At 59.9% G+C, this 24,793-nt stretch carries 21 protein-coding genes and 1 pseudogene; 9 read left to right on the top strand and 13 right to left on the bottom strand.

Features of this window, described 5'->3' with window-relative positions; translation table 11 throughout:
* Nucleotides 1–243, top strand: a 243-nt coding sequence (locus KIP88_RS41570; protein WP_214493893.1) for a hypothetical protein, incomplete at its 5' end; no start/stop codon positions are given.
* Between the two features lie 36 nt (nucleotides 244–279).
* On the opposite strand, the gene KIP88_RS41565 is transcribed toward KIP88_RS41570, so the two are convergent.
* A complete protein-coding gene (locus tag KIP88_RS41565; protein ID WP_214493892.1) occupies nucleotides 280–483 on the bottom strand; it encodes a hypothetical protein in 204 nt (67 codons plus the stop codon).
* A gap of 198 nt (nucleotides 484–681) precedes the next feature.
* Between KIP88_RS41565 and KIP88_RS47260 the strand changes: the two genes are divergently transcribed.
* Nucleotides 682–1,263, top strand: a complete 582-nt coding sequence (locus tag KIP88_RS47260) for a hypothetical protein (protein WP_249791419.1) — start codon at nucleotides 682–684, stop codon at nucleotides 1,261–1,263.
* 165 nt (nucleotides 1,264–1,428) lie between these two features.
* Nucleotides 1,429–1,857, top strand: a complete 429-nt coding sequence (locus KIP88_RS41555) for a hypothetical protein (RefSeq protein ID WP_214493891.1) — start codon at nucleotides 1,429–1,431, stop codon at nucleotides 1,855–1,857.
* Nucleotides 1,858–2,169: 312 nt separating this feature from the next.
* Here the strand turns inward: KIP88_RS41555 and KIP88_RS48020 are convergent, their stop codons facing one another.
* Nucleotides 2,170–4,098 carry a calcium-binding protein gene (locus KIP88_RS48020; protein ID WP_214493890.1) on the bottom strand — a complete coding sequence of 643 codons (1,929 nt, stop codon included), beginning with the start codon at nucleotides 4,096–4,098 and terminating at the stop codon, nucleotides 2,170–2,172.
* Nucleotides 4,099–4,321: 223 nt separating this feature from the next.
* On the opposite strand from KIP88_RS48020, the gene KIP88_RS41545 reads away from it, so the two are divergent.
* From KIP88_RS41545 to KIP88_RS41535, 3 genes are all read left to right on the top strand, one after another.
* Entirely contained in the window at nucleotides 4,322–4,900 is a 579-nt protein-coding gene (locus tag KIP88_RS41545) for a DUF2939 domain-containing protein (RefSeq protein WP_214493889.1), read from the top strand.
* Between the two features lie 497 nt (nucleotides 4,901–5,397).
* Entirely contained in the window at nucleotides 5,398–5,607 is a 210-nt protein-coding gene (locus tag KIP88_RS41540) for a hypothetical protein (RefSeq protein WP_214493888.1), read from the top strand.
* Nucleotides 5,608–5,805: 198 nt separating this feature from the next.
* Nucleotides 5,806–7,821, top strand: coding sequence for an acyltransferase family protein (locus tag KIP88_RS41535; RefSeq protein ID WP_214493887.1), 2,016 nt, complete (start codon nucleotides 5,806–5,808; stop codon nucleotides 7,819–7,821).
* Nucleotides 7,822–8,505: 684 nt separating this feature from the next.
* Here the strand turns inward: KIP88_RS41535 and KIP88_RS41530 are convergent.
* The 7 genes and pseudogenes from KIP88_RS41530 to KIP88_RS41500 form a co-directional block, all read right to left on the bottom strand.
* Nucleotides 8,506–9,066: a hypothetical protein gene (locus KIP88_RS41530; protein WP_214493886.1), complete on the bottom strand. Its 561-nt coding sequence runs from the start codon at nucleotides 9,064–9,066 to the stop codon at nucleotides 8,506–8,508.
* 430 nt (nucleotides 9,067–9,496) lie between these two features.
* A complete protein-coding gene (locus KIP88_RS41525; RefSeq protein ID WP_214493885.1) occupies nucleotides 9,497–9,736 on the bottom strand; it encodes a hypothetical protein in 240 nt (79 codons plus the stop codon).
* Nucleotides 9,737–10,814: 1,078 nt separating this feature from the next.
* On the bottom strand, nucleotides 10,815–11,441 hold the full coding sequence (locus tag KIP88_RS41520; RefSeq protein ID WP_214493884.1) for a recombinase family protein: 627 nt from the start codon (nucleotides 11,439–11,441) through the stop codon (nucleotides 10,815–10,817).
* Nucleotides 11,442–11,973: 532 nt separating this feature from the next.
* Complete coding sequence (locus KIP88_RS41515; protein WP_214493883.1) at nucleotides 11,974–12,225, bottom strand: hypothetical protein; 252 nt, start codon at nucleotides 12,223–12,225, stop codon at nucleotides 11,974–11,976.
* A 356-nt stretch (nucleotides 12,226–12,581) separates the two neighbouring features.
* Nucleotides 12,582–13,709 carry an AAA family ATPase gene (locus KIP88_RS41510; protein ID WP_374226584.1) on the bottom strand — a complete coding sequence of 376 codons (1,128 nt, stop codon included), beginning with the start codon at nucleotides 13,707–13,709 and terminating at the stop codon, nucleotides 12,582–12,584.
* A complete protein-coding gene (locus tag KIP88_RS41505) occupies nucleotides 13,706–14,599 on the bottom strand; it encodes a toprim domain-containing protein (RefSeq protein WP_214493881.1) in 894 nt (297 codons plus the stop codon). The genes KIP88_RS41510 and KIP88_RS41505 overlap by 4 nt, the downstream gene beginning before the upstream one ends.
* 386 nt (nucleotides 14,600–14,985) lie before the next feature.
* Nucleotides 14,986–16,209: pseudogene (locus tag KIP88_RS41500) on the bottom strand (ComEC/Rec2 family competence protein); the annotation flags it as partial.
* Between the two features lie 494 nt (nucleotides 16,210–16,703).
* On the opposite strand from KIP88_RS41500, the gene KIP88_RS41495 reads away from it, so the two are divergent.
* On the top strand, nucleotides 16,704–16,961 hold the full coding sequence (locus KIP88_RS41495; protein ID WP_214493880.1) for a hypothetical protein: 258 nt from the start codon (nucleotides 16,704–16,706) through the stop codon (nucleotides 16,959–16,961).
* 12 nt (nucleotides 16,962–16,973) lie between these two features.
* On the opposite strand, the gene KIP88_RS41490 is transcribed toward KIP88_RS41495, so the two are convergent.
* From KIP88_RS41490 to KIP88_RS41480, 3 genes are all read right to left on the bottom strand, one after another.
* On the bottom strand, nucleotides 16,974–17,366 hold the full coding sequence (locus KIP88_RS41490) for an SgcJ/EcaC family oxidoreductase (RefSeq protein ID WP_214493879.1): 393 nt from the start codon (nucleotides 17,364–17,366) through the stop codon (nucleotides 16,974–16,976).
* 126 nt (nucleotides 17,367–17,492) lie between these two features.
* Nucleotides 17,493–19,175 (bottom strand): glutamine--tRNA ligase/YqeY domain fusion protein, encoded by a 1,683-nt coding sequence (locus KIP88_RS41485; RefSeq protein WP_214493878.1) that lies wholly within the window; start codon nucleotides 19,173–19,175, stop codon nucleotides 17,493–17,495.
* Between the two features lie 54 nt (nucleotides 19,176–19,229).
* The gene (locus KIP88_RS41480) at nucleotides 19,230–19,817 is read right to left on the bottom strand and encodes an NAD(P)H-dependent oxidoreductase (RefSeq protein WP_214493877.1); all 588 of its coding nucleotides are present in this window, start codon (nucleotides 19,815–19,817) and stop codon (nucleotides 19,230–19,232) included.
* 67 nt (nucleotides 19,818–19,884) lie between these two features.
* On the opposite strand from KIP88_RS41480, the gene gltX reads away from it, so the two are divergent.
* Both gltX and gltA read left to right on the top strand, forming a co-directional pair.
* Complete coding sequence (gene gltX, locus KIP88_RS41475) at nucleotides 19,885–21,312, top strand: glutamate--tRNA ligase (RefSeq protein WP_214493876.1); 1,428 nt, start codon at nucleotides 19,885–19,887, stop codon at nucleotides 21,310–21,312.
* 159 nt (nucleotides 21,313–21,471) lie between these two features.
* Nucleotides 21,472–22,776: a citrate synthase gene (gene gltA, locus KIP88_RS41470; protein ID WP_214493875.1), complete on the top strand. Its 1,305-nt coding sequence runs from the start codon at nucleotides 21,472–21,474 to the stop codon at nucleotides 22,774–22,776.
* An 88-nt stretch (nucleotides 22,777–22,864) separates the two neighbouring features.
* Here gltA and KIP88_RS41465 read toward each other — a convergent pair whose 3' ends face one another.
* Nucleotides 22,865–24,436 carry a winged helix-turn-helix domain-containing tetratricopeptide repeat protein gene (locus tag KIP88_RS41465; protein WP_214493874.1) on the bottom strand — a complete coding sequence of 524 codons (1,572 nt, stop codon included), beginning with the start codon at nucleotides 24,434–24,436 and terminating at the stop codon, nucleotides 22,865–22,867.
* Nucleotides 24,437–24,793 lie beyond the last annotated feature (357 nt).

The following is a 24,793-nucleotide window of genomic DNA, read 5'->3' as shown; positions in this document are numbered from 1 at the left end:
AACAAGGCTCGACAGGCCTTAGCTGCTCTCCAGCAGACAGTTAAAGACCTTCAGACTGCCCAACAGGATGCCGCGGAAAAGATCAGCAAGCTTCAGCAGCAAATCTCCGCCGAACAAGGCAACCGTAAATTACTTTCCGAGCAGGTAGGTGCGCTGTCTGCGCGTTTTGATAGCTTCCTAGGAACAAATGCGCAGGCGCCTGCATCGTCTCCTCAACCTGCAAAAAAGCGTGGGCCACTATAATAAAGCCGCCGGATACCTGATCTCGCCGCGCTGCAATCAGCCAACGCCGTAAGGCTTGTTGAGAAAGTAGTCGCGGTTGCCCAGCGCCTTCTCTGCGTACTGGTCGATCGCAACCGCGATCGCCTGGACGTGCTGGAAGCAATGGCCTTCACGCGTGGCGCGCTGCCGCAGATCGGCGAGCGCGTTGATCCATGGCGAGTTGTCCGCCTTTTCGTCGTGCCATTTCAATTCTTCGCGCATTGCCATAGCGCTCCTTCATTACCCTCTGGATGGTGCGGACAAGCCCCTCTGCCCTGCGCTCTAGACGGTCGTAGAGGCGAAGCCGCCTGAACAGGATCTCTATTTCACGATTGGTCTTCATTTCACGATAGTACAAAACGTGAACGAGATGACAAGCCGCTAGGAATAGGCTGTGCCGGCGTGGAACACCCAAGATCATTGCCTGAGTATTTCTATTGCCCTTCTGCCTCGTTTGAGGATCCCATCATTTTGCCCGACGGCCGGAAGCTCCTCACGCTGAAGGACGCGGCTGACTACATTACGAAGCTGCCGAAGAAGGAATCCGACTTGCCGGAATGGCAAACGGCGCTCGAGGTCTTGTTGCAGCCGCAGCGGTCCGACGATGATGGCGCGGATTGGGGTCATGAAAGCGCTGAACCGTCATGTCGAGCGGGTGTTCAATCCCGATCGCAAAGATACCCATTGGGGGAAGCGGAAGCTCAAGAGAGACACCTGACCGTGAGAAGGCCCGGCAGGCCTTACGGTCGCTCAGTCCTTGATCACGGCCCAGTAGCGCCGGCCGTTGTTGTTGGGATCGCTGCCGTCGCTCGTCGAAAATACGAACCCTTGCGACGGCCAATGAGCAAAGTGCCCGCGGCCAATCTTGCTGATGTCGGCGAAGGTGCTGTGCGCCGGCCCGAGTGGTTCGTGGTCCTCGTATATGACGAACGGCGACCGGCGGTCGGCTTCGTTTGCGGGATCGTCGGCAAGACCCTCCAGCCTCGTCGCGTCCGCGGATAGCTGCGGAAGGCTCCGGAACGCCGCACCACCCAAAGGTTCAAATGGCGGAATCAGAAAAATCGCGATCCGTCCCTTTGGCGCGGGATCAACGGCCCAGTAGCGCCGGCCGTTGCTGTTGGGATCGCTGCCGTCGCTCGTCGAAAATACGAACCCTTGCGACGGCCAATGAGCAAAGTGCCCGCGGCCAATCTTGCTGATGTCGACGAAGGTGCTGTGCGCCGGCCCAAGTGGTTCGTGGTCCTCGTATATGACGAACGGCGATCGGCGGTCGGCTTCGTTTGCGGGATCGTCGGCGAAACCCTCCAGCCTCCTTTGATCTCCGGGTATCATCGCAAGGCCCCGGAACGCCGCACCACCCAGAGGGTGGAATGGCCGACTGAGAAGAAACGCGAGTCGCCCCTTTGGCGCGGGATCTATGTAGCTCCGGTCGGCCCATACAGCGATCCCAAAGTACAAAGCTGTGGCTACCAGGGCGGCGCCGATGATTGTTGTTTTGCTCATGGGGAAGATGTGGGGCCGAAGGTTAGCGGCCTCGTTGATCTAGCTCAAGCCTGGAACATGGAACTTTTGCCGCAGCAAATTTCCCCGGATTAATGGCCCAAGAGGGTCCGAGATCGAGAGAGACCAATGACCGTTTTTGTCTACGTCAACACCAGTAAGCAGGTCGGAGACCCTGATACTTCAAGGTCTTCGCGAATGCCGACGCCGCGGAAACCTGGTTCGATGAAAACGACCTGAAGGCGTGGCCTTCGAATATCCGGCGATTGGAACTTATGCCGGTTGAGAGAGTCGGGAATGGGCTTCCGGGGCACCAGCCCCCAAGCTCCACTCCGGAAGAAGGCGGCCCCAGCTTGTCCGTAGAGCTGGGGCCGTTTCCTTTTGATCCGGCAAGATCCGACGGGAAGTCTAGAAAAGAAAGTCGCCGGCATTGATACCTGTCGTAACTCCTCTGAGGAAAACAGCATCGCCCCCAGGAATGCCGATGGTCGTTCCCTCGGTACTGACGGTCAGGGACAATGATGCGAAGTTTAGACCTCTTCCAGAAAGATCGATCAAATCATGACCGGCGGAAGCGTCGACCGCATCGAAGTCGGTAATCGTGTCTAACCCATTGCCGTCAACGCGGTAGTCGAACGTGTCGGCGCCTCCTGCCCCAGTGAATGTGTCGTTTGCCCCGGCGCCAGTGAAACGGTTGTTATCGGAATTGCCGATGCCCGTATGGGATACGTCGCCGACAAACACCAAGTTCTCGATATTCTGAGGTATAGTGAACGAAGCCAAAAAGGTTTGCACTTCGTCTGCACCTTCAGCCGCAAACTCAAACACGGTGTCATTCTGCAATTGAACTGCGTAGAGATCGTCTCCCGAGCCGCCTTGAAGGGTATTCAAGCCAGATCCATCAATGAGGGTGTCGTCACCACCTTGTCCGATCAGGTAATCGTTACCATCTCCGCCAATTAATGTGTTTGCAGACGAATTGCTTATGATGGTGTCATTACCTGCTCCACCATCGAGGGTGAGATTGACGGTTGCAGACAGCGACGCTGCCGAAATGGAGTCATTTCCGCCAAGACCATTTACCGTTAGTTGATCCTGCGCTTCGGACGACAACACCGATACGAAGGCGCTAGCTCCGGAGATCGTATAATCTGCTCCGACGCCGGCAATCTGGATTGTATCGTTCGCATTGGTGCCATTGACGATTACGCTGTCAATCTGACCATCTCCACCCACGCCTCCGATCGTCGGCGCGAGATCGATCGATACCTCCGAGATATCAGTGCCGGCCGTATTGCCGACGGTGATGGTGTCTGCGCCGCCGAGGGCGCGAACCACGACAGCCTCGACATCGTTGAGGTCCATATTGATGTTGCCTACGTCTCGAAACAGGTGGCCTCGGTCGCCGTCCGCTGACACCACGAAGTTCTCGCTCGCATTTGCGCCATTGAAGGTCAGGGCGTCAAAGCCGGCTTGTCCTTCAACGGTATCGCTGCCATCACCAGGATCCCAGATGAACAGATCGTTCCCTGTGCCAAGGAAAGCGACGTCATTCCCCTGGTTTCCATCGATGCGGTCATTGCCGTCTCCGCCCAAGAGAAGGTCAGCTCCGTTGCCGCCGCCGATCGTGTCGTTGCCAGCACCGCCATCCACCGTCATCTGGATTAGCGGAGATAGATTGCCTGATGCGGAGAAAATGTCGTCCCCGCCGTTCATGTTCAGGACAAGATTCTCAGTAGTACCGATATCCAGCGCGAACGGAGCTGGGTCGACGCGATCGAAACGCACGCGGCTACCATTGGGAGTAACCGTAAAGGTCTCGCTGCCATCGCCGCCGTTCACTTCTGCGGTGTCGATTCCGCTCCCGCCCTCGAAGAGGTCGCTATCATCCCCGGGATTCCACACCAGGCGGTCGTTGCCATCTTCGCCAAAAACTTGATCGTCCCCATCGCCCCCAGTAAGTGTGTCATTGCCGGTTCCACCGAATAGGAGGTCGGCACCGCCCCTCCCAAAGAGTTGGTCGTCACCCGCTTCGCCGAAAAGAGAATCTGCTCCCGAGCCGCCAGCAGCGACATCATTGCCCGTGCCTCCATAAATCGTAGCGCGCGGCAGAGCACCATTTGATTCATCCAAATTCAGATTGTCGTTGCCCTCCAGACCAAACATCTGAATGAGCGTGGTGTTTGCGACAGTGGGAGTTCCTCCGAGAATCGGTACGGCTCCCCCGTCAATAAGGATCGCGCCGGCGACATTTCGCGAGACTGTTGTAACGTTGTTCGTGGAGTCGCTGACGACGGTGAGAACGCCAGTAATGGGATCAAATGCACCAGTAGCCATGACTATCCCTCCCGAAACCCCGCCCGGAGGCGAAATTCGGGAAAAACTGGAAGGTTCCTACGGTACCCCTAAATTGCTCAATTAAGGTGAGAGCGATCCTACCCTCGCCGCCACCCGTGGCCCGCCGTAGTCGGCCAAGTCGAATAGTCGTCCCTCCTGAACAAGCTCACTTTCGGACCCGTGCGAGTCAGGAACGAAGCCTTGTAAGCGCCGTTTAGCCGAAATGAAGTGGTTTCTCGGAGCTGGTTCCGCCCTCACGATCTGTCTCACAGCCTACATGGGCTCAGCCGTCGTCTCGCTGGCTAATCTCGTCTCGGCTGTTCGGGACGGGGATGCCGTCCAGGTGATGGCGCTGACTGATGTGCCGCGAGTGCGGCACTCGATAGTTGATCAAATCGTCACTTCTTATCTCGAGAAGCTAGGTCGGAATCGACCAGTGAAACCTTTGGAACGCCTAGCCGTCGCAACGTTTGGCGCAACGGTCGCCGACGACCTCGCGAACAGGCTGATCACGGCGGACAATCTTGCAGTACTGCTGAAGACTGGAGCGGTACGAAATGCGGCCGACAATACGGATTTCGGCAGCGTGCCAGCGCTGGCGCGTCTTGACGTGTGGAATGCGTTCGACGCGCTGTCGCGCGTCCAACCGATCAAACCTGTGGAGTTTGCTTTGAGGCTGGGCGAAGACAACAGCGCCGGCAGTATTAACATGCACTTCGAGGGATCGGGCTGGAAGCTTTCGGGGATCAACCTGCCCGCGCAGGTTCTTTCCCGGCTCGTTGAGCGGCTACCAGCAAGATAGCCGGCGCCACCCCGGATCCATTGGTGCATGCAAAAATCGATTCCCTACCCTGGGGAAAAGTGCTCGATTGAAGCATTAGCAACCGATGTCTGCGGCGCGCTCAGGAGGCGACGATACTCCGGACAGTTCTAAACCTCTGCACATTCTGCCTGTTGGTCTCGGGCTGCGCGAGCGGTCCCCATGTAGCGGACATGCCGCATTGGATGGGCGGACTGCCGCCGTGCACGCCGCCACGACCCGGAACGCCGGAATATGATGCCTGGCAGGCCGAGCGGGCGAAGGAAGCCGCGAAGCCAAAGACTGGAAATACCACCCAGCCGACCCGCTAAAAATCCATCCCCTTTCGGGAAATCTGCTCTGCGATGCGGGTTTTCTTCGATCGTAGCAGGCGTGGTAAGTGGATTTCAGGAGAAGACAACGACCGCCGTCCAAGTCAAGGACACCACTACGATGGAACCATTGCCCCAAAAGGGTCCCCGATCCTCTGGAGAAATTTCATGGAAATCCGAATAGGCTGGAACGACGTCGGTGATCCAACGAAGGCAGGCGACTATAAATTCCGTGACGGCACCGTCACGCTGACCGACGAGCAGATCGACTTGTGGATAGCCGCGCCGGCGGGATATTTCGTCGCCACGCAGTCGTCTGCTTCTAAGCCCGACCACGTCCGATATTTTGTTGGTGAGTTCTACGCTCCAACAGCCTGATGATTCCGCGCGTGATTGCCGATTTACGCCGTTAGGTTGTCTTGCCAGTTTTCTGCTTGCTCTGGAGACACGAGGTTCCGCTGATGCGATCGGGCGACCGACCACTCCCGAACAAATGACCGACGAGCAAAAGAGGATCGCAAGCAGCCCCGCGATCGCTAATCGGTACGCTCAACCAAAGCGAGAAAGCGAGAAACAATGCATGCGGGCGCAATGCATTACAGGCCGGATATCGATGGGCTCCGCGCCCTAGCGGTGACGACCGTTCTTTTCTTCCATGCCGAGCTGAGCGGGTTTGCCGGCGGGTTTCTCGGTGTCGACGTCTTTTTCGTGATCTCCGGGTTTCTAATCACGAGCTTGGTCATCAATGAAATCGACTCCGGAAAGTTTTCGCCGGTAACCTTCTATGAGCGCCGGGTTCGCCGCATAGTGCCAGCGGCGTCCGTGATGCTCGCCGCCTCATCGGCGTTCGCCTGGTTCACCCTGATGCCAGATGCCTTTGCGGCCTTCTGCAAAAGCCTACTAGCGGCGGTTTTCTTCTCATCGAACTGGTTTTTTCTCCAGGAGGTTTCCTATTTTGATGCGCCCGCCGCGACGAAGCCACTCCTGCATACATGGACGCTGTCGATCGAGGAGCAGTTCTACCTGGTCTTTCCGTTGCTCATGCTGCTGCTCGCAACGAGGGCGAGGCAAGTTCTTGCGCTAGGCTCGCTCTGCTTCGCTTCGATGCTCTATGCATACTGGCTGAGAAAATTTGGCAGCCACGAAACGATGTTCTTCAGTTCGTTCAGCCGCGCTTTTGAGCCACTTATCGGATGCATGACCGCCCTCGCATATCGCCAATATGTAGCCAGCCCCGCTCTGTCGTGCGCCCTGCGGGCAGCAGGACTGGGATTGATTGCTTATGCAATGATTACGCATGGGCCGAAGCCCGGCTTTCGCGATCTTTTGCTTCCTTGCATCGGCGCCGCAGCCTTTTTGTTTGCGCGACCTGACAATCGCGAACCAGTGTTCAGGATCATGGCGAGCCGACCGTTCCGCACCGTCGGGATCATGTCGTACTCCCTCTATCTGTGGCATTGGCCGGCGCTGGTGTTTGCGAGGATCTACTTCGGTTGGCTAGACGCCTTCCAAACCACTGGCGTCATCGTCGTAACGCTCGTGCTATCAACGGCAACACTCTATGCGGTCGAGAATCCGATTCGGTTCGGTAAGCGCCTTCAACCCGCGCGCGCCAAACTATTCACAATGGCAGCCGCATCGACTGCCGCTATTGTTATTTTCGCGTCAGCAGGGATTCAAAGCAACGGCGCGCCCGGACGGTTGCCGCCTCAGGTTCTGACGATCACGACGGCGTCCGCTTGGGACACGCAACTCTATCGATGTTTCGACCCGCCCGGTGGCCCAGCTGAAAGCGTCGCAATGGCGGTAGCCGACACGCTCTGCACCATTGGCGACACCGCTCGGGAGCGAGTCGATTTTGTGCTGTGGGGCGACAGCCACGCTTTTGCGATGTCCAAGGCATTTTCTGAGTGGGCGCTCGATGCCGGCTTAAAGGGTCTCGTTGGGATGCTGCCGGGCTGCCCCTCGCTCTCCAACACGGTAAACAGCGACCTGGGAAAGACTCAAAAGTGCGTGGACTTCTATCAGGCTGTAGCGAAAGCCATCGAGCGCCACAACGTCCGGAACATTTTCATGGTCGATCGTTGGAGCTTATACAGTAACGGCGAGAAAGGATCCGAAGGGTACTTGAAATTCGCAAACGACTGGAATCGCCGGACCAACCCGGAGGAAGTTTTCGCAGTCAGCCTTGATCGCACCGTCTCCGAGTTATCGGGCAAGAGAGTTTTCTTCGTAAAGGAACCGCCTCTGCAGCGCATGCAAGTGACAGATACTTTGGCCGTCAACGCCTTGATGGGACTGCCCGCCAGCCGTCTCGAAGGTCGCTGGACAACTCTCAAGGAACACCTCGATCGAACCGCTTTTTTAAACCGCACGTTTGATGCGGTCAAAGCGAAGTACAACAATGTTTCGGTTCTTGATCCACTTCCGTTCCTTTGCAGCGGCGATCACTGCACGGCGTCAAAGGACGGCCTGCCTCTCTATTTTGACGACGATCACCTCAGCATTCTAGGCACTCGACTCCTCAAACCGATGCTTGCGCCAGCTTTCGAGCTAATGAAAAGCGACAACTCCACGACAGCGCCCAGATAACAGAACCGCCAACGCCTGCCGCACCATAACGGGAGTTAGCGCCGAATCCACCGATCGATGAAGTCAGACCTGAGTCGTTGCGTTCGCGAGATAAGGATTGGCGAGATAAGGGTTGGCCACGCAGTAAGCCGTGCGGCCCGATGCGTCTTCCCTCATGAGGACCGAGCCAAGCAATTGGTTGAAGCTGCCGCGATGGCGCCGAAGCCCGCGAAACCGCAATAAGATCGGCCTTGTCAGTCATGCGCGCTTCGAAACGGCCATCACTGATCCGGCGCGGGGCTTTCGAACGCTCGGACCATGTAGCGAACGTCTTCCTCAGTAATGCCAGCTTCTGCCATCGCGTCTTTGATGGCTTCTCGCACCATGTCCGGAAAAAGAGCTCCGGCTACTCTGATGTACCGGAAAGCCATCCGGAGCGCCGACAACGCCAGCACGCCTGGTGGGGATCGAGGCTTGCGCGTCATCGAACCTGACGCGGCAACTCATTGCATACGAGGGTTGGAAAGGGACGGCACATACTATTGCTGCGACCATTGCGCAGAAGAGGAAGGCGTGACCGCCCAACTCTACGGAAAGTGCGTCGAGTAGAATGCGGCCGTGCCTGGTGGGATCGAGGCTTGCGCCTCATCGAAATTGTATAGGAAAATCAATATCAAAACCCGAGTTCGCCAACATATTTCGAAATCATTTCAGGCCGAGTTTGACTGCTAGCTCCCGAATGCCGCTGTCGAGAAGATCGTCATAAGAATCAAAACGGGATTCATACCGCCGGTAGGTCTTCCAGCGCATCCACTTGGGCTTGGGCGGAAAATCCCATTCTTCGGGATCTAGCTTTCCGATGGAACAGAGCCGAGCATTGATCTTGGATTTTCCATGGTGCGCTCGGTTGTCCCGATCCAAAAATTGGCTTGCATAGGCCACTTGGCGTTTCCAAACCTGCCGGCTGCAGAAGCGCGTTGCACCGGGCGGCCGCCACAGCACTGAGGCTAACCGGCCGGTGATTGGGCAGACAAAGTACCACTGGTGACCACCGAAAGGTCGTGGCTGAGCCGCAAGCGAAATAAACTGATTGAGTGCGCCCTCCAATTTCAGCCAGCCGGACGACGTGTCACTGAGATCGGCCGAAATCAGTGCTGACGCAACTTCGCCCCAATAGCTGTGCGTCCATCCGATACCGCGAACGCCGCTATAGCGCCCTCGCTGGATGAAACCCTTCCTCGTAAGTCCGTTGAGATCGAGTTTCAATCCGTCTTGCAGGCAGACCCTGCTTCGTGAACGTCCCATAATTCGTAGCTCTTCCGATGAGATGAAAGCAGCCCTTCCTTACGAAGGAAGGCGGTACGCAACGAAACGCACGTATTGCAGTCACGCCTTCATGTTGTGTGACCTGTCTCACCTCAGCCTGCGCCGCTCCGGTCCACGATATGCCGGGGCTAAAAGGCGCAAAACCATGAAACCTTCGAAGCAAATACCAATGTGGCTGACGATCGACGTTGCTATCATCCTCGTAGGCCTAGCGATCATCGCCGGCGGAATCTGGATCACGAACGCACGCATTTTCGGTATGCCGGTCTAATATTATGCCCGCCGTGACTCTGCGCGGGCCGTGGATTCGTTTTGGTGGCTGACCGGTACACACCTAGCCCGCAAGCAAACGCTACTACTCAGCGAGTCTCTAAAGCGCTTGAGAAGCGTCTTCCTCGGCGGCGATAGTTTCGCATGTAAAAATCGCGTCACGCAGCGCGAGCCAGGCATCGCAGACGGCCAGAACCGCAGTCGCTCGTCGGAGCGAGAGATTGCCTTCAGCTGCCAGGGCTTGGCGTTCGCTGAGGTATGCCTTGCAGTCTTCGAGAGAGATCATAATCAATCCTCCAGCCTGCGTTGAACTCGGATCGCGAGCTCTAAAGCCTGTCATGTGGGTTTCCTATGGTGATGAATAGGGAACGCGGTACGCAACGTGCACGGCAAATCAACAAAGTGATTCTACCACCACGGGCCAGAATCGGTCACGACAGGGTGAGCTATCCCACCAATCCTCAGGCCATGTGAACGTATTCACAGCTGCTTGCACGCTTCCGGCACAGGATGCCGGCCGCGGAGGGACACGCCATGCCCCAACAACGTGCGAAGCGCATACCCACGTGGCTCACGATCGACCTGCTGGTGATCGTCGTATCCCTGGTGATCATCGGGATCGGGATGTGGATTGCTCCCTGGTAACGAACCTGAATAGCTCCTGGGCTCGGCCGCTTTCTCAATTTAGATGCCGGCGAGGTGTCGGCCAACTGAGACGCTTGCTTCACCTGACAAGCCACCAGAGTGCGAAGGCTACTGTCGTCGTGGCGCACGAGATCAGAACCGCAGTACCAATCACCTTGACCCATTCCCAATAAGACACGACGCAATTTCCAGTCGGCCCCATGCCGCAACGCAATTTTGCGGGAAATATCGGCAGTGCGCCAGTGCAGTATGTGCAACCGTATCTGGCTACAAAGCCGCCGCTGGGTCCAAAGTTGACCTGCCCACTTCCGTTCCTCGGTTGTCTCATCAAGGCTGTTTCCTGACTCAGCGCGGGCCGTACGCACTAGCCCGACCCTCCAACGACACATCAGCGAGTCTCTGTGTCTCTTTACGGCCAGCTAATCGCTCCCCCACTGAAAAGCACATAGGCAAAGCCAACCACCAGGATTGCGAGCCAGATCAGCCAGAGCCAGATATACAGCGTGTCTCGGTCCATTGGGGAAACGTACTGCAGCGCCACCTCGGCGATTGATCTGGATCAATGGACGCTCTCGATCATGCAGCCTCTGCGGCTCTTGCTACCGCCTTCGCCTGTTCAAGAGCGGTTTCGCGATCCAAGGTCTCCGGCCTTAGCCGGCGAGCTGGGATGTCATCCCAATGGAAGTACCGGCTGGGTCGGTCATCAGGGAAGCGGACCTCAAAGCTCCCGCAGCCAGGGACGGCTTCGTGCTTGATGATGCGAATGCGGTCGGTCATGGGGCAGCTGGCGCGGCTATCCGCTTCGCGATCTTCGCAACAGTGGCGCGGCTGCAACCCGTCATGTCCTGAATAAAGCTCCAGGATTGCCCGGCAGTGAGCATGCTGGCGATACCGGCATTGCGCTCTGTATCCTCTGGACGGCCCTTGTAACGGCCCTCAGCCATGGCCTTGGCCTGACCTTGCGCCTGACGACGACGACGATCGTCGTAATCCTTGCGCGCCACCGCGGCCAACATATCGAGCAGCATGCCGTTGATGGCCTCGAACATCCGGCCCGTGAACTCGTCAGCGTTGCTGGTGGCCATCATCCACGATGTTGGCAGATCCAGCGCCACGACGCGGACACGTCGCGCAGTCAACTCGGCCTTCAGCTTTTCCCAATCAGCGCTGGTGAGGCGAGACAGCCGATCGACCTGCTCCACAAGCAGGACGTCGGCAGGCTGTGCATCCCCAAGCAGACGAAACAGCTCCGGACGGGCAAGCTTGGCGCCGCTCTCATTCTCGACGTACCAGGCCGCGACCGAAAGACCGCGCTCAACTGCAAAGGCCCGCAACTGATCCTTGGCGCGGTTGGCGTCCTGCTCGTCGGTTGATGCCCTGAGATAAGCCCGGATGAACATTGAAACCCCCTGTGAGTCTGGTTTGGATGGTTTCTATAATCTGAGTCTGTTTTGGATTGTCAAACGATTTATTGAACCAGTCACATAGATAGTTTCCGAAAGGCACACACTAACTGAACCAACTATTCCGCCTCTTTGATAGCAACCACAGTGGCGGCACCTCGTTGAACCCTGTCCGTCGCCGACCTCATGGAGGAGCAAGTGGCTGGCTGGGGTCGCCCTTGGGATAGCCCTCGGCGGCCCCAAGCGGTCATTCAGCCTCCTTTTAATGGAACACCGGCTTTCCTCGTCACGTTGAATCAGGTCGGCCGCCGACGCCTTCAGCAGCCAAGCGGACGACAGGGTCGGGGCCGCCGGCTTGTCACCCCAACCGGGCGGCCCCACTCTCTCAGCCTGATCAACGGATCCATAAATCCGTCCCTTTAATAGAAACTGCGCGGACAATCGGATGTTGAATCACGTCGGCCGCTGATTTCCAGGGTTCCAGGGCGGTCGATAGGGGTCGTCGTGGCTGGCGTTGCGGCGGCCCCACTCACTCCGCCTCGATCATCTTCGCCTGGTCTGCCCTCAGCGCATCCTCGATGGTCTGCAGCACCGGCCCCAGCTCGGCGCCCTTGGCGTTCACCTGGATGAGATCGATCACCCGCCGCAGGATGGCCCACTCGTCAGGATCGAGATTCCCCGGGGTTCGCTGCTCGACGCTGATGAAGACGTCGCGCGGCAGCAGACCGTAAGCGATCTGAGCAAGCTTTCCAGGATCGGTGACAGCCAGGCGCTGCAACACGCTGACGCCGTGCTCTTTCCCAGACGTCTGCGAGATCGGCCAGTAGCTTTTCGGAGATCTTCGACCGAGCCGACAGCGGCCGGCCGGTTAGATTCGGCGGTGACGTTCCCTTAAGCCATCGTCCGCCAGCGTCCCTGTTCACGTTTTTCATTTGGTCATCTGTCCTTGATTGCTTCACACACATTCATCGTTCCTGTTCAGTTCCGTAAGGTACTCGCATGGGTACTCGCATAGGTGCCTGCAGGGTACTTGCTGGGTGCCCGTTGGGGGGGTGCTCCCCTCTGGCCTACCCCCTAGAGAGCGAGTACCGCGTACTCGCATCTCTGGTCGGGGGTTAGGCCTTGGCCACGGCCTGGTCATTTCAATGCAAGCCTGTAGCGATGCAGCGAGGGTTTGCCGTATTGCTCGACGGTGATCCTGTCGGCGCTGAACAGACCTCGCATGGCCTGTTCCAGGTCGCCCTTTTTGATGGCCTGCTTCTTGGCAGCGTCCTCTCTCGCAAATGCTGTCGGCGCGTAGTTGTTCGCGGTGGCCTTGTCGCTGACGTTCCGGTTATGGGCAGCGAACCGGCGCAGTAGATCCATGAACACATCTTCCGCCATGACCGTCCGGGTTGCCTTGTCGAGGTTGGAGACGCCCGCCTCGGGCAGGAAGAGGCCACGCTGATATCGCAAGACGATGCTTTCCCCGCGAGGGCCGTACTGGTTCTTCTTGAACTCCAGTTCGCGCAGATCGTTGTCGGGCTGTTCGCCGTCGCTGGCCTTGACGCCTTTGAGGTACTGCCGGAAGCGGAATGCCCCATGCCATGCGGTTGATCCCGAAAGACCTGAGCCCGAACTGATGCCCGATAAGCTGGGATGGCTCAGGACGGTGACTGATCCATTCGCCACCATCGCCAGGGCCTGCATGTGCATCGCAAAGGCGTATACCTGCACCCGGTCGATTTCGTTGCCTGAGAACGCCCGCGACAGCGTGTCGATCGAGATGTTCTTTGGCTTGATGTCGCCGGCCGCCTCGTAGATCTGGCGGTAAAGCGCAGTGACCTCGATGTTGCCGCCCTTGGTGACAGCACAGAGGGTCGCATCCTTCCCGAGCAGGGGGAGAACGCGCAAGCCGCCGACAGTCAGATCCTGAAACGAAACATCATAATGCTGCGCTATGGCCGCGAGGCGTATGTGGATTTCCTCCTGATCGTCCTCAGCGCCAAGATAGAATGCCGGTCCCGGCTCAGGCATCGAGCCCAGCCAGTCCTTACCGGCCACATGAGCGACATTCTTCATCAGTTCGAGGATGCTCTTGCCGGTGCCGCCCTCTCCGGAGAACAGTCCGGCTTGCTTCAGCGGTACGCGGTCCCTGATCGCCCATTTGCGTTCCGGGATGGGTTTATTGTCCCACGAGGACATATCGAGCCATCGCAACGGCTCAGCTTTGACTGGCGAGTGATTTTCAAGTCTTTCGCCCGGGATAATAGCTCTGACGTTCATGCTGCTGCGTCCTCCGACGAAGCGGGGGGCAACACATCGCGCCCGTCGCGATCGGCAATCAGGTTAAGGAAGTCATTCCAGTCGCCGCATTGGTCTGGCGGGGACCGCAGATAGACCCGGCGCCCGATGCTGGTGTGGACGTCTGCCGCGCGCTTGGCGGCGGTACGTCCGGGCTCGTCATTGTCAACGAATACGTGCACCTCCTCGACCTCCGGCGGTAGCTCCACATTGTGCAGCCTGGACGCTCCGAGGGAGGCCCATACGGTCATGCCGGCCATCTGCATTGCAGACAGCGCCGTCTCGACGCCCTCCGCGATGCCCATGCTCCTGGCTGCCGCTCCGAGCCGGACCGCGCCGGCTCCGAGATTGCCGGTCGTCAGTCGCTTGCCCGATGCCTTGTCGCCTTCGCTGGTCAGCCAGGTTTGCTGGATCGCAATGACCTTGCCGTCCGGCGCCTGCACCGCGGCCACCATGGACCGGTGGTCGAGCCTGCAACGGAGCATTGGCGGACGCAGATAGATGCCGCGACGGTTCAGGTATTCATCGACAACCGTTTCCTGAGCCTCGACGGTGGCCTGCCAGATCGTCAGCGCGCCGACATCGGGGCTGGGCTCGATCCCGCGATGAACGGTCGGCGTAAACCGGTTCTTGGTCGTCACCAGTTGCTTGCCGTCGATCAGACCGCGATGCTTCAACTCTTCGAGGATATCCACGAACTCGCAGCCCGCGAAACAGCGGAGCAACAGCCGCCCGTCATCGCCATCAGCAATCGAGAGCGACGGAAACCGATCGCCTCTCCCCTTGCCGTGATTGGGGCACGGGCAGCGAACCAGCCAGCCATTGCCGTTGCGACGGCCCTTGAGCGTGGTACCAATATGATCTGCACTCATCGCGACACCGCGAAGGCGAGGTGTGCGACCGTAGCTGCGAGATGATAGCCGAGCGCGAACCGATGGCAGAGACTTCGCGCTTGAAGTTCCGAAACTGTCTCGGTAGAGTCTGCGGTACAGGGAATATGGTTTTTAGGTACGGGGCGTGCTTGCAGGGGCGCCCTTTCGCTTTTCGGATCAGGAGGCGCGTGCATGCAGCACCTCCGAACAAGTCGAGAACACACTCCGGGACTTTTTCCGGGACTTTGCGCCGCCGAATGCGGATTTCAGCCCACTTTCGACCGGTTTTTGTTCACGGCGCAGCATTCCGCCGCGACCTTCAACTACCTGATAATCAACACTATCTAGGTCTTTTCCCAGGCGCTGGCTGCTTACGCATCCACGCTCTGGAAACTCGGATGCACCAGCGCTTCCGGCGCGACCGTCAGCACGATCAGGGCCGCGACCGCGAGCGTGCGAAAGGTGATCGCGCGGCGATCGACCATGACCGCGATCAGCACCACGGCCGTCATGAAGAACGAGCGCTGCGTCGCGACCTCGGCGCCCGACAGCAACAGATAGAATGCGGCCGCGACGAGGGCTGCCGCCGCTGACCATTTCTTGATGGCGTAACCGACCGTGAGCGCGGGAAACAGCGCCAGCAGCGCCCGCACCGCGAAGAACACGACGCCGGCGACGACGGCCATGTGATAGCCCGAGATCGACAGCACATGGCCGAGACCTGAGATGAACATCGCGTCGTTCACGGGCGGCGAGATCGCATCGCGCCGCCCGGTCAACAGCGCGGTGGCAATCGCGCGCTTGTCACCCTCCAGCGTGGTCCTGATCCGCGCGTCGATCGTATCGCGCAGGCCCTGCATCACGGCCGAATAGCGCAGGCGAAGCCCGCCGTCTGTGGCGGGCAACTCCGCGGTTTTGATCGCGCCCATGACGAAGCCGGAGGCGCCGATGCCGGCGAAGAACATGTCGCGGCTGAAATCGTAGCTACCCGGCCGCACCGGCGTGAGCGGCGGCAACAGCCGCGCCTTCAGTTCGACAAAGCTGCCGACCGCGGGCGCCGTCCCCTTCTTCACCGACAGCCGCACCCGCTCGAGCTTTGTCGTTCCGCGCGCGCTCTCCATGGTGACGACGCGCAGGACAAAACGGTCGGTGCGCTCGCGAATGTCGCGCGTTTCGACAAAGCCTGTCAGCGACACCGAAAACATCGGCCGCGCCAGCACGCCATGCGCGATCCGCGCGGTCTTCCAGGTAGCGATCGCAAAGCCCGCCCCAACGGCCGCGATCATGACGGCTATGGGAAAGAATTTTTGCCGCCGGAGGAGGACCGCGACCGCGCATAGCGCGATAGCCACGACGGCGGCTACCGACAGAACCGGCTCGTGATCGGCGGCAAAGTAAAAGGCGATGCCGGTGCCGAACGCGACAGGCACCCAGGGCAGCAAACGGCCTGCGCCAGCTTCCGCGCGCGCCCATGTGCGCAGCGTTTCGATCAGCGGCGGCCAGAACGCGGGGTGTGATGGTGCAAGGCCGCCAATGGGCGCCGCCGCGCGCGGCGGCCATGTTCCGGCGTAGCCCCGCTTCCGGCCCGAAATGTCGCCCTGCTCCGCCACCCCGATCTACACCTTACGATCTCATCGAGACCGCAAGACTACCGGACGCTGCATTCAAGCCGCTAGCGGAACGGATGCAGAATCCTGAAGAAACGGGCTGCGACACCCACGGGAATCCGCCGACTGATCTGCGCCAAAGACAATTCATTCGCGGGGAAAACCACCGTTAGGTCAGCCCAACTGCATTTTCCGACTCGGCAGAGCGTGCTCGCTCTCTGAAATTCGCGGCTGGTGCGGAGCACGACGTGAGCCAGTTTTCTTGCACGCTTCTGCTTGTAGCGGCTCTGATGCTGACGGCATGTTTCGGAGTAGCAGCTTGGCGCGTCTCCGGTGACGCATCGGAAGTCACGGGCAGCATTTCGCCACATTTGATGGATCCGCGCTGAATATCCCCGCCATTGGATGGCGTAACGGGTGTGCAGAAATCAGAAGAAATGCACGTGGCTTGGGGGTACAGTTGCACACTGTGAATCGAACGTCAGGATAAGAGTGACATGAAGCGTGTGGCCTGGACCTTATTTGCGGTGGCCCTGACCTCCTCTCCCGCCAATGCCGCCACGCCGGAGCAATGCCGCTTCATCGAGGCGCGCGCCGAACGCGAGGCATGCTATCAGCGCCAGGAGACGGAACGGCTCGCCCGGCAAAAGACGAACGAGGCCCGGCAGGCCGAGCAGCAAAAACCCTACGAGCCGATGGCGGCCGAAGATGCCCAACTCGCAAAAGCCATCCGGGGTATTTGCCGGGGCTGCTAGGCGGTATGGCGGCTACTGCTTAATCAGCGGCGTGTTCGACGAGACGTGGTGACTGACGATCTTCCATTCGCCGTCTTCGCGAACGATCACCCAGGTGATTTTCACGATCAGAGGCTCGGCATCCTTCTCGACGGTAAACGTAGCCGTGCCTGCGACGTTGATCAGGTCGGCCGCTGCCTGCGCCGTCCTGACATCGGTGAACTGAACGGATGGCGACTGCCAGCGCGGCAGCCCCTCGAAATAGGCCTGCACGCCGTCATTGCCGCGGTAGAAATTCGGGTTCGAGCCGAAGAAGAACGCGTTCTTCGAATAGAGCGAGGCCAGCGCCTTGGCATCCAGCCTGCTGAACGCCGCCGCCCATCTTCCCATGATGCCGGAGACGATGTCGTCGGTCGCGCTTTGCATCGAAGATCCAATCTGAAAAATCGTAGGGTGGGCAAAGCGAAGCGTGCCCACCATTGACGCCAACGAATTCGGAGAGATGGTGGGCACGCTGCGCTTTGCCCACCCTACGCCCTACCCCCGGCAGCCTCACCCCTTCCCGCCGACTTCCTTCGCAAAGGTGTCGCGCAGACCGATCGTGCGGTTGAACACCGGCTTGCCGGGCGCTGAATCCTTGTCGCGCACGAAATAGCCTTGGCGTTCGAACTGCATCACCTCGCTCGAATTGCTGGCGGCGACTGAAGGCTCGATCCGGGCGTCCGGCAGAACTTCCAGCGACTCCGGATTGAGGTCGGCGGCGAAATTCGCAGCACTCGGGCTGGGGTTCGCGAAGAGCTGATTATAGACGCGGATTTCCGCAGGCACCGAATCCTTGGCCGACAGCCAGTGCATGGTGGCCTTGACCTTGCGTCCATCAGGCGCGTTACCGCCCTTGGTCGCGGGATCGTAGGTGCAGCGGAGTTCGATGACTTCGCCCGCGTCGTTCTTGATGACGCCGGTGCACTTGACGAAATAGGCGTAGCGCAGCCGCACTTCGTTGCCCGGCGACAGGCGGAAGAATTTCTTCGGCGGGTTCTCCATGAAATCGTCGCGCTCGATATAGAGCTCGCGGCCGAACGAAATCTTTCGCGTGCCCAACGAAGGATCGTCGGGATGGTTGACGGCCTCAAGCTCCTCGACCTGGCCCTCCGGATAATTCTCGATCACGACCTTCAGCGGCCGCAGCACGGCCATGCGCCGCTGCGCAGATTTGTTGAGGTATTCGCGAATGCAGAACTCCAGCATGCCGACATCGACGACGCTGTTGGCTTTCGCCACCCCGATGCGCTTGACGAATTCGCGCACCGCGGCCGGCGGCACGCCGCGGCGCTTCAGGCCGGCAATGGTCGGCATGCGGGGGTCATCCCAGCCCGAGACGTGGCCGTCGCGGACAAGCTGCGTCAGCACACGTTTCGACAGCAGCGTATAGGTCAGGTTCAGGCGGGCGAATTCGTACTGGCGCGGCTTTGACGGCACCGGCAGCTTGTCGAGCAGCCATTCATAGAGCGGCCGATGGTCCTCGAACTCGAGGGTACAGATCGAATGCGTGATGCCTTCGATGGCGTCCGACTGGCCATGGGCGTAGTCGTAGCTCGGATAGATCGACCATTTGGTGCCGGTGCGCGGGTGCTCGGCATGCAGGATGCGATACAGCACGGGGTCGCGCAGGTTGATGTTGCCGGCCGCCATGTCGATCCTGGCGCGCAGTACGCGCGTGCCGTTCGGGAATTCACCGGCCTTCATGCGCCTGAAGAGGTCGAGGTTTTCCTCCATTGTGCGGTCACGGAACGGCGAGTTCTTGCCGGGTTCCGTCAGCGTGCCGCGGTTGACGCGGATTTCCTCCTGCGACTGGTCGTCGACATAGGCATCGCCGGACTTGATCAGGCCTTCCGCCCAGTCGTACAGGCGCTCGAAATAATCCGAGGCGTAATAGAGATCGGTTCCCCAGTCATAGCCGAGCCAGTGCACATCGGCCTGGATGGAATCGATATATTCCTGCTCTTCCTTGGTCGGGTTGGTGTCGTCGAAGCGCAGGTGGCACTTGCCGGCAAATTCCTGCGCGATGCCGAAATTCAGGGCAATCGACTTGGCGTGGCCGATGTGCAGGTAGCCGTTCGGCTCCGGCGGGAATCGGGTCACGATCCGGCTGTGCTTTTCCGAGGAGAGATCGGCCTGCACGATGTCGCGGATGAAATCGCGCCCTGCTTCGGCCGTTGTCGTTTCAGTCGTCATCCCGAATTCCTTACGTCTTTCATTCCTGCCGCGGCGAGCCGTCCGCCATCGCCCTCAGAGCCCGGCGATTTTTGTACGCACGCGTTCCGCAAACGCTTGCCGCGAGGCGGGCGTCGATCGATCCATATCATAATGCGCCAGATAGAATGATCGAACCCCGGGCCCGCACATCGGCTTCAAGGCGCGGAACAGCACCTTGCGGCCGGGGTCCTGCATCACGATGCGGGTGAGCCACCAGGGCGAGCCATAGGTCGTCACCACGCCGAAAAGCTTGATGTTGGTTAGCAGGGGCTTGATGCGTCCGCCATTCAAATCATGCGCAAAAGCCGTTCCTGGCGCCCAGACCCGGTCGAAATAGCCCTTCAGCATGGCCGGCATCGAGAACCACCAGTGCGGAAAGCAGAAAATGATGCCGTCGGCCTGCCGCAATTGCCGGACCAGCAGCGCCACCTCGTCCCCGGCGTAGGACGGCTGATAGTAGCTTCGGCGCTCCGGCTCGGTCATAACAGGCGAAAAGCGCTCCCGGTAAAGATCGGTAGCTATGACCTGATGCCGGTCCTGCAGCGTTTCGACGATGCTCCGGAACAGGGCGTGGTTATAGCTGTCCGTCAGCGGATGGCTATGAACGACCTGGATTAGCATTGGCACAATCTCCCGGCCCTATGATACACGGTCGCCCATCAACCACCCTCCTTATCCCGCGCGGTCAATGAACACCCCTTCCGTCGTCACACGCTTCGCCCCCTCGCCCACCGGCTTCCTCCATATCGGCGGCGCCCGCACCGCGCTGTTCAACTGGCTCTACGCCAAGAAAACCGGCGGCAAGATGCTGCTGCGGATCGAGGATACCGATCGCGAGCGCTCCACCGAGCCGGCCATCGCTGCGATCCTGGATGGCCTGAAATGGCTCGGGCTCGATTGGGACGGCGACGTCATCTACCAGTTCAGCCGCGCTGCGCGCCATCGCGAGGTGGCCGAGCAACTGCTGGCCAGCGGCAAGGCCTATCGCTGCTACGCCACCGCGGAGGAGCTGACCGCGATGCGCGAGAAGGCGCGCGCCGAGGGCCGCACCCGTCTCTATGACGGGCTGTGGCGGGACCGCGATCCAGCGCAAGCGCCCGAAGGCATGAAGCCGACCATCCGCCTGAAAGCGCCGCAGACCGGCGAGACCGTAATCGAGGACCAGGTCCAGGGCCGCGTGGTCTGGCAGAACGAGAACCTCGACGATCTCGTGCTGTTGCGCGGCGACGGCAACCCGACCTACATGCTGGCTGTCGTGGTCGACGACCACGACATGGGCGTCACCCACGTCATCCGCGGCGACGACCATCTGATCAACGCCGCGCGTCAGAAGCAGATCTATGACGCGCTGGGATGGGACATCCCGAACATGTCCCACATCCCCCTGATCCATGGACCCGACGGTTCGAAGCTTTCGAAGCGCCACGGCGCGCTCGGCGTCGATGCCTACCGCGCCATGGGATACCTGCCGGCAGCGCTGCGCAATTATCTGGTCCGGCTCGGCTGGAGCCATGGCGACCAGGAAATTTTCTCGACGCAGGAAATGATCGACGCGTTCGACCTGCCCGCGATCGGGCGCTCCGCGGCGCGGTTCGATTTCGCCAAGCTGGAGAACCTCAACGGCCACTACATCCGCCACGCAGACGACCGCGAGCTGGTGTCTCAGTTTGAGAGCGTGCTGGATTACGTCCCCGAAGGCGCCGAGCTGAAGGCAAAACTCAACGACACGACGCGCGGCCAACTACTTCGCGCTATGCCGAGCCTGAAGGAGCGCGCCAAGACCCTTATCGAGCTGATATCGGGCGCCTACTTCATCTTCGCCGACCGTCCGCTTCAGGTCGAGCCGAAGGCCGCCGCGCTGCTGACGCCGGAGACCCGCGCGCTGATCGGCCAGCTCCGCACCGCGCTCGAGGCCGTCACCGACTGGCGTGCCGAGACCACGGAAGCCGCGATGCGGAATTTCGCAGAGCAGAACAATCTCAAGCTCGGCGCCGTCGCCCAGCCACTCCGGGTGGCGTTGACCGGACGCACGACTTCGCCGGGAATTTTCGATGTTTTGGCGGTACTGGGGCGGGAGGAATGCCTGGCTCGCCTCGCCGATCAAGCGGCCAGCTAAGCCCCTACGATATGGGGGCCTGCGGCCATCTTGCAGTGCACAGGGCAATAAGCTACGCCTTTGGCGCCGCTTCTAGACAACCCGGCCTCCCTTGCTGCTGCCGCAAAATGGCACCAGGGTCGGCGCGGTTTTTCGTAACGATTTCATCGGGGACTCGCGATGGACGCAAAATCCAGCAACAAAACTGCAACGCTCACGGTAGGTAACAAGACCTACGATTTCCCGATCCTCAGCGGCACGGTGGGGCCCGATGTCATCGACATCGCCAAGCTCTACGCGCAGGCCGGGATGTTCACCTACGACCCGGGTTTTACCTCGACCGGCAGCTGCCAGTCGAAGATCACCTATATCGACGGCGATGCCGGCGTGCTGGAATACCGCGGCTACCCGATCGAGCAGCTCGCCGAGAAGGGCGATTTCCTCGAGACCTGCTATCTGCTGCTTTACGGGGAACTTCCGACCCCGGCGCAGAAGAAAGACTTCGACCACCGCGTGATCCATCACACCATGGTTCACGAGCAGATGGCCCGCTTCTTCCAGGGTTTCCGCCGCGACGCCCATCCGATGGCCATCATGGTCGCCGCCGTCGGCGCGCTCGCCGCGTTCTATCACGATAGCACCGACATCAACGATCCGAAGCAGCGCATGATCGCCTCGATGCGCATGATCGCGAAGGTTCCGACGCTGGCCGCGATGGCCTTCAAATACACCGTCGGCCAGCCCTTCATGTATCCGAAGAACTCGCTCTCCTTTGCCGAGAACTTCCTGCACATGTGCTTCGCGGTGCCCTGCGAGGAATACAAGATCAATCCGGTGCTGGCTGACGCGCTCGACAAGATCTTCATCCTGCACGCCGACCACGAGCAGAACGCCTCGACCTCGACGGTGCGTATCGCCGGCTCCTCAGGCGCCAACCCGTTCGCCTGTATCGCCGCCGGCATCGCCTGCCTGTGGGGCCCGGCCCATGGCGGCGCCAACGAAGCCGCGCTCGCGATGCTCGCCGACATCGGTTCGGTCGACAAGATTCCGGAATTCATCGCCAAGGTGAAGGACAAGAACAGCGAAGTCCGCCTGATGGGCTTTGGCCACCGCGTCTACAAGAACTACGATCCGCGCGCCAAGATCATGCAGAAGATGTGTCACGCCGTGCTGGCCGAGACCGGCCATGGCGACGACCCGATGCTGAAGGTGGCGCTGGAGCTGGAAAAGATCGCGCTGAGCGACCAGTACTTCATCGACCGCAAGCTCTATCCGAACGTCGATTTCTATTCGGGCATCACGCTGAAGGCGATGGGCTTCCCGACCTCGATGTTCACCGTGCTGTTCGCGGTCGCCCGCACCGTCGGCTGGATCAGCCAGTGGAGCGAGATGATCGAGGACCCGCAGCAGAAGATCGGCCGTCCGCGCCAGCTCTACACCGGCGTCGCCCGCCGCGACTATGTGCCGATGGACAAGCGGAAGTAAGCCCGGCCTCAAGGCCTTGGAAGCGGCGTCATCGCAAGGTGGCGCCGCTTTCGTTTGAGGGAACCGAGACCGCACGCGACGCGGCCGATCATTCGGGAATTCCCGCGAGCCGTAGCCCCTCAACGAGACGAGCGACATCCTCCTGTCGGCGGAATGGTGCGAGTTCGCCTACGCCCGACAGTCGAAATGTTGGATCAAGGCTGAGGATTCTGCGAGCTACAGATCCGGCTTGATCGAGCTTGCCTTGGAGGGCCAGGGAACAAGCAAGAAGACGCAGCGTACCCAAATGGCCATTTGTAAGCTGCACCGCCTCGCTTGCGAACCGCTCCGCCGTCTCGAACCGGCCCAGGAAGAAATTCGCGGTGCCGACCATTGAAATCATGATCCGCCGGTTGGGATCGCGCGGACTGAGCCGCATGGCCCGATTCTGATGTTCGATCGCGACATCGTGGTGCCCCATGTAGAGTCTCACCCAACCACTGACGCTCCATGCGAACGCGGAATTCGGATTGAGCTCAACTGCCTGGTCTGCCAACGACGCCGCGGCATCCAGTTCACCGCCCAGGAAGCCGAGAACCAACGCACCCGCTGCAAGCGCGACCTCGTCATCACTTCCGAAGGTGACTGCAAGCCGGGCCAACCTCACGGCCTCGGCTGTTTCTTGCTGAGGATCGATCATCCAGTGAGGGTGCTTCTTCGCGTTTATGCAGAGAGCAGCGCGCGCATAGGCGCCACCATAACGAGGATCGAGCTCAATCGCCTTATAGGCGAGACGTAGCGCTTCCTCGTTTGCCTTGCGATCGCCATGCCGCCACACTGCGTTGGCCCGCAGGACGTAGTCATAGGCATCGAGCTTGTCCGTCGGCTTTCGTTGCGAGAGAAGAGCTTGCTCGGATTGGAGCCGCATATCCACGGTTACGGCGATGCGTTCGGTAACGCGATCCTGCAGCGCGAATATGTCGTCAAGCTCGCCGTCGAACTGGTCTGCCCACAAGTGGACGCTGGTTGCCGCTTCGATCAACTGTCCCGTAATGCGCACGCGGCGGCCTGCCTTGCGCACGCTGCCTTCGACCACATAGCGTACGCCCAGTTCGCGGCCGACCTGCTTGATGTCGACCGCCTTGCCCTTATAGGTGAAGCTCGAATTGCGGGCTATGACGAACAGCGACCTGAACCGCGACAATGCGGTGATGATGTTCTCCGACATCCCGTCAGCGAAATAATCCTGTTCCTGGTCGCCCGACATGTTTTGGAAGGGCAGCACCGCAATGGAGGGTTTATCGGGGAGTGCCAATGCCTGTTTCGGCGAGTGAACGAGGCCGTTGGCAGCTGCTTCATCGGCAGGATTCTCGGCTTCCTGCACGTGTCCGACGAAGCGGAATCCCTTCCGTGGCAACGTCTTGATCAGGCGTTGCCCCTCCCCGGAATCGCCGATTGCAGTCCGGACGACGTTCAGGCGCGTCGTCAGCGCTGCATCCGACACGCTCCGGCCCTTCCAGATCGCGTTGATCAGGTCGTCCTTGCTGACGACGCGCTCCCTGTTGCGGATCAGGTAATCGAGGAGGTCGAAGACCTGTGGCGCAACGGAGACCACCTCCACCCCGCGACGCAATTCGCGCTGGTCGGTGTCGAATACATAGTCCTGGAAGTGATAGCGCAAGACGCCAATCCCTTGGACAATCACCGGCTCCGTCTGGACGGTTCAGAGTATGCCGCCAATGAGGAAAATGTAAGCTGGATATCCGGGCGTCACCCTCTGGGACCCGGCGCATGGCGGCACCGTCGGCTGGATCAGCCAGTGGAGCGAGATGATCGAGGATCCGCAGCAGAAGATCGGCCGCCCGCGCCAGCTCTACACCGGCGTCGCCCGCCGCGATTATGTGCCGATGGACAAGCGGAAGTAAGCGACGTCGCTATAGGACAGATTGGAAAGCCGGATGCGAGCGTCGCGTCCGGCTTTTTCTTGTAGGGTGGGCAAAGCCACCGGGTCGCGCGAATGCGCGCCCCGCGACGAGCG

It is taken from the genome of Bradyrhizobium sp. SRL28 (genome assembly GCF_018596315.1).
Classification (GTDB): domain Bacteria; phylum Pseudomonadota; class Alphaproteobacteria; order Rhizobiales; family Xanthobacteraceae; genus Bradyrhizobium.
The sequence above is the reverse complement of the archived record's forward strand: the minus strand, read 5'-3'. Positions and strand labels throughout refer to the sequence as shown.

Bases quoted from the DNA above. Each gene is read 5' to 3' on its own strand.
- KIP88_RS41565 (WP_214493892.1), bottom strand. From the start codon at position 483: ATGCGCGAAGAATTGAAATGGCACGACGAAAAGGCGGACAACTCGCCA.
- KIP88_RS41555 (WP_214493891.1), top strand. From the start codon at position 1,429: ATGAGCAAAGTGCCCGCGGCCAATCTTGCTGATGTCGACGAAGGTGCT.
- KIP88_RS48020 (WP_214493890.1), bottom strand. From the start codon at position 4,098: ATGGCTACTGGTGCATTTGATCCCATTACTGGCGTTCTCACCGTCGTC.
- KIP88_RS41545 (WP_214493889.1), top strand. From the start codon at position 4,322: ATGAAGTGGTTTCTCGGAGCTGGTTCCGCCCTCACGATCTGTCTCACA.
- KIP88_RS41540 (WP_214493888.1), top strand. From the start codon at position 5,398: ATGGAAATCCGAATAGGCTGGAACGACGTCGGTGATCCAACGAAGGCA.
- KIP88_RS41535 (WP_214493887.1), top strand. From the start codon at position 5,806: ATGCATGCGGGCGCAATGCATTACAGGCCGGATATCGATGGGCTCCGC.
- KIP88_RS41525 (WP_214493885.1), bottom strand. From the start codon at position 9,736: ATGACAGGCTTTAGAGCTCGCGATCCGAGTTCAACGCAGGCTGGAGGA.
- KIP88_RS41520 (WP_214493884.1), bottom strand. From the start codon at position 11,441: ATGTTCATCCGGGCTTATCTCAGGGCATCAACCGACGAGCAGGACGCC.
- KIP88_RS41510 (WP_374226584.1), bottom strand. From the start codon at position 13,709: ATGAACGTCAGAGCTATTATCCCGGGCGAAAGACTTGAAAATCACTCG.
- KIP88_RS41505 (WP_214493881.1), bottom strand. From the start codon at position 14,599: ATGAGTGCAGATCATATTGGTACCACGCTCAAGGGCCGTCGCAACGGC.
- KIP88_RS41495 (WP_214493880.1), top strand. From the start codon at position 16,704: ATGAAGCGTGTGGCCTGGACCTTATTTGCGGTGGCCCTGACCTCCTCT.
- KIP88_RS41490 (WP_214493879.1), bottom strand. From the start codon at position 17,366: ATGCAAAGCGCGACCGACGACATCGTCTCCGGCATCATGGGAAGATGG.
- KIP88_RS41485 (WP_214493878.1), bottom strand. From the start codon at position 19,175: ATGACGACTGAAACGACAACGGCCGAAGCAGGGCGCGATTTCATCCGC.
- KIP88_RS41480 (WP_214493877.1), bottom strand. From the start codon at position 19,817: ATGCTAATCCAGGTCGTTCATAGCCATCCGCTGACGGACAGCTATAAC.
- gltX (WP_214493876.1), top strand. From the start codon at position 19,885: ATGAACACCCCTTCCGTCGTCACACGCTTCGCCCCCTCGCCCACCGGC.
- gltA (WP_214493875.1), top strand. From the start codon at position 21,472: ATGGACGCAAAATCCAGCAACAAAACTGCAACGCTCACGGTAGGTAAC.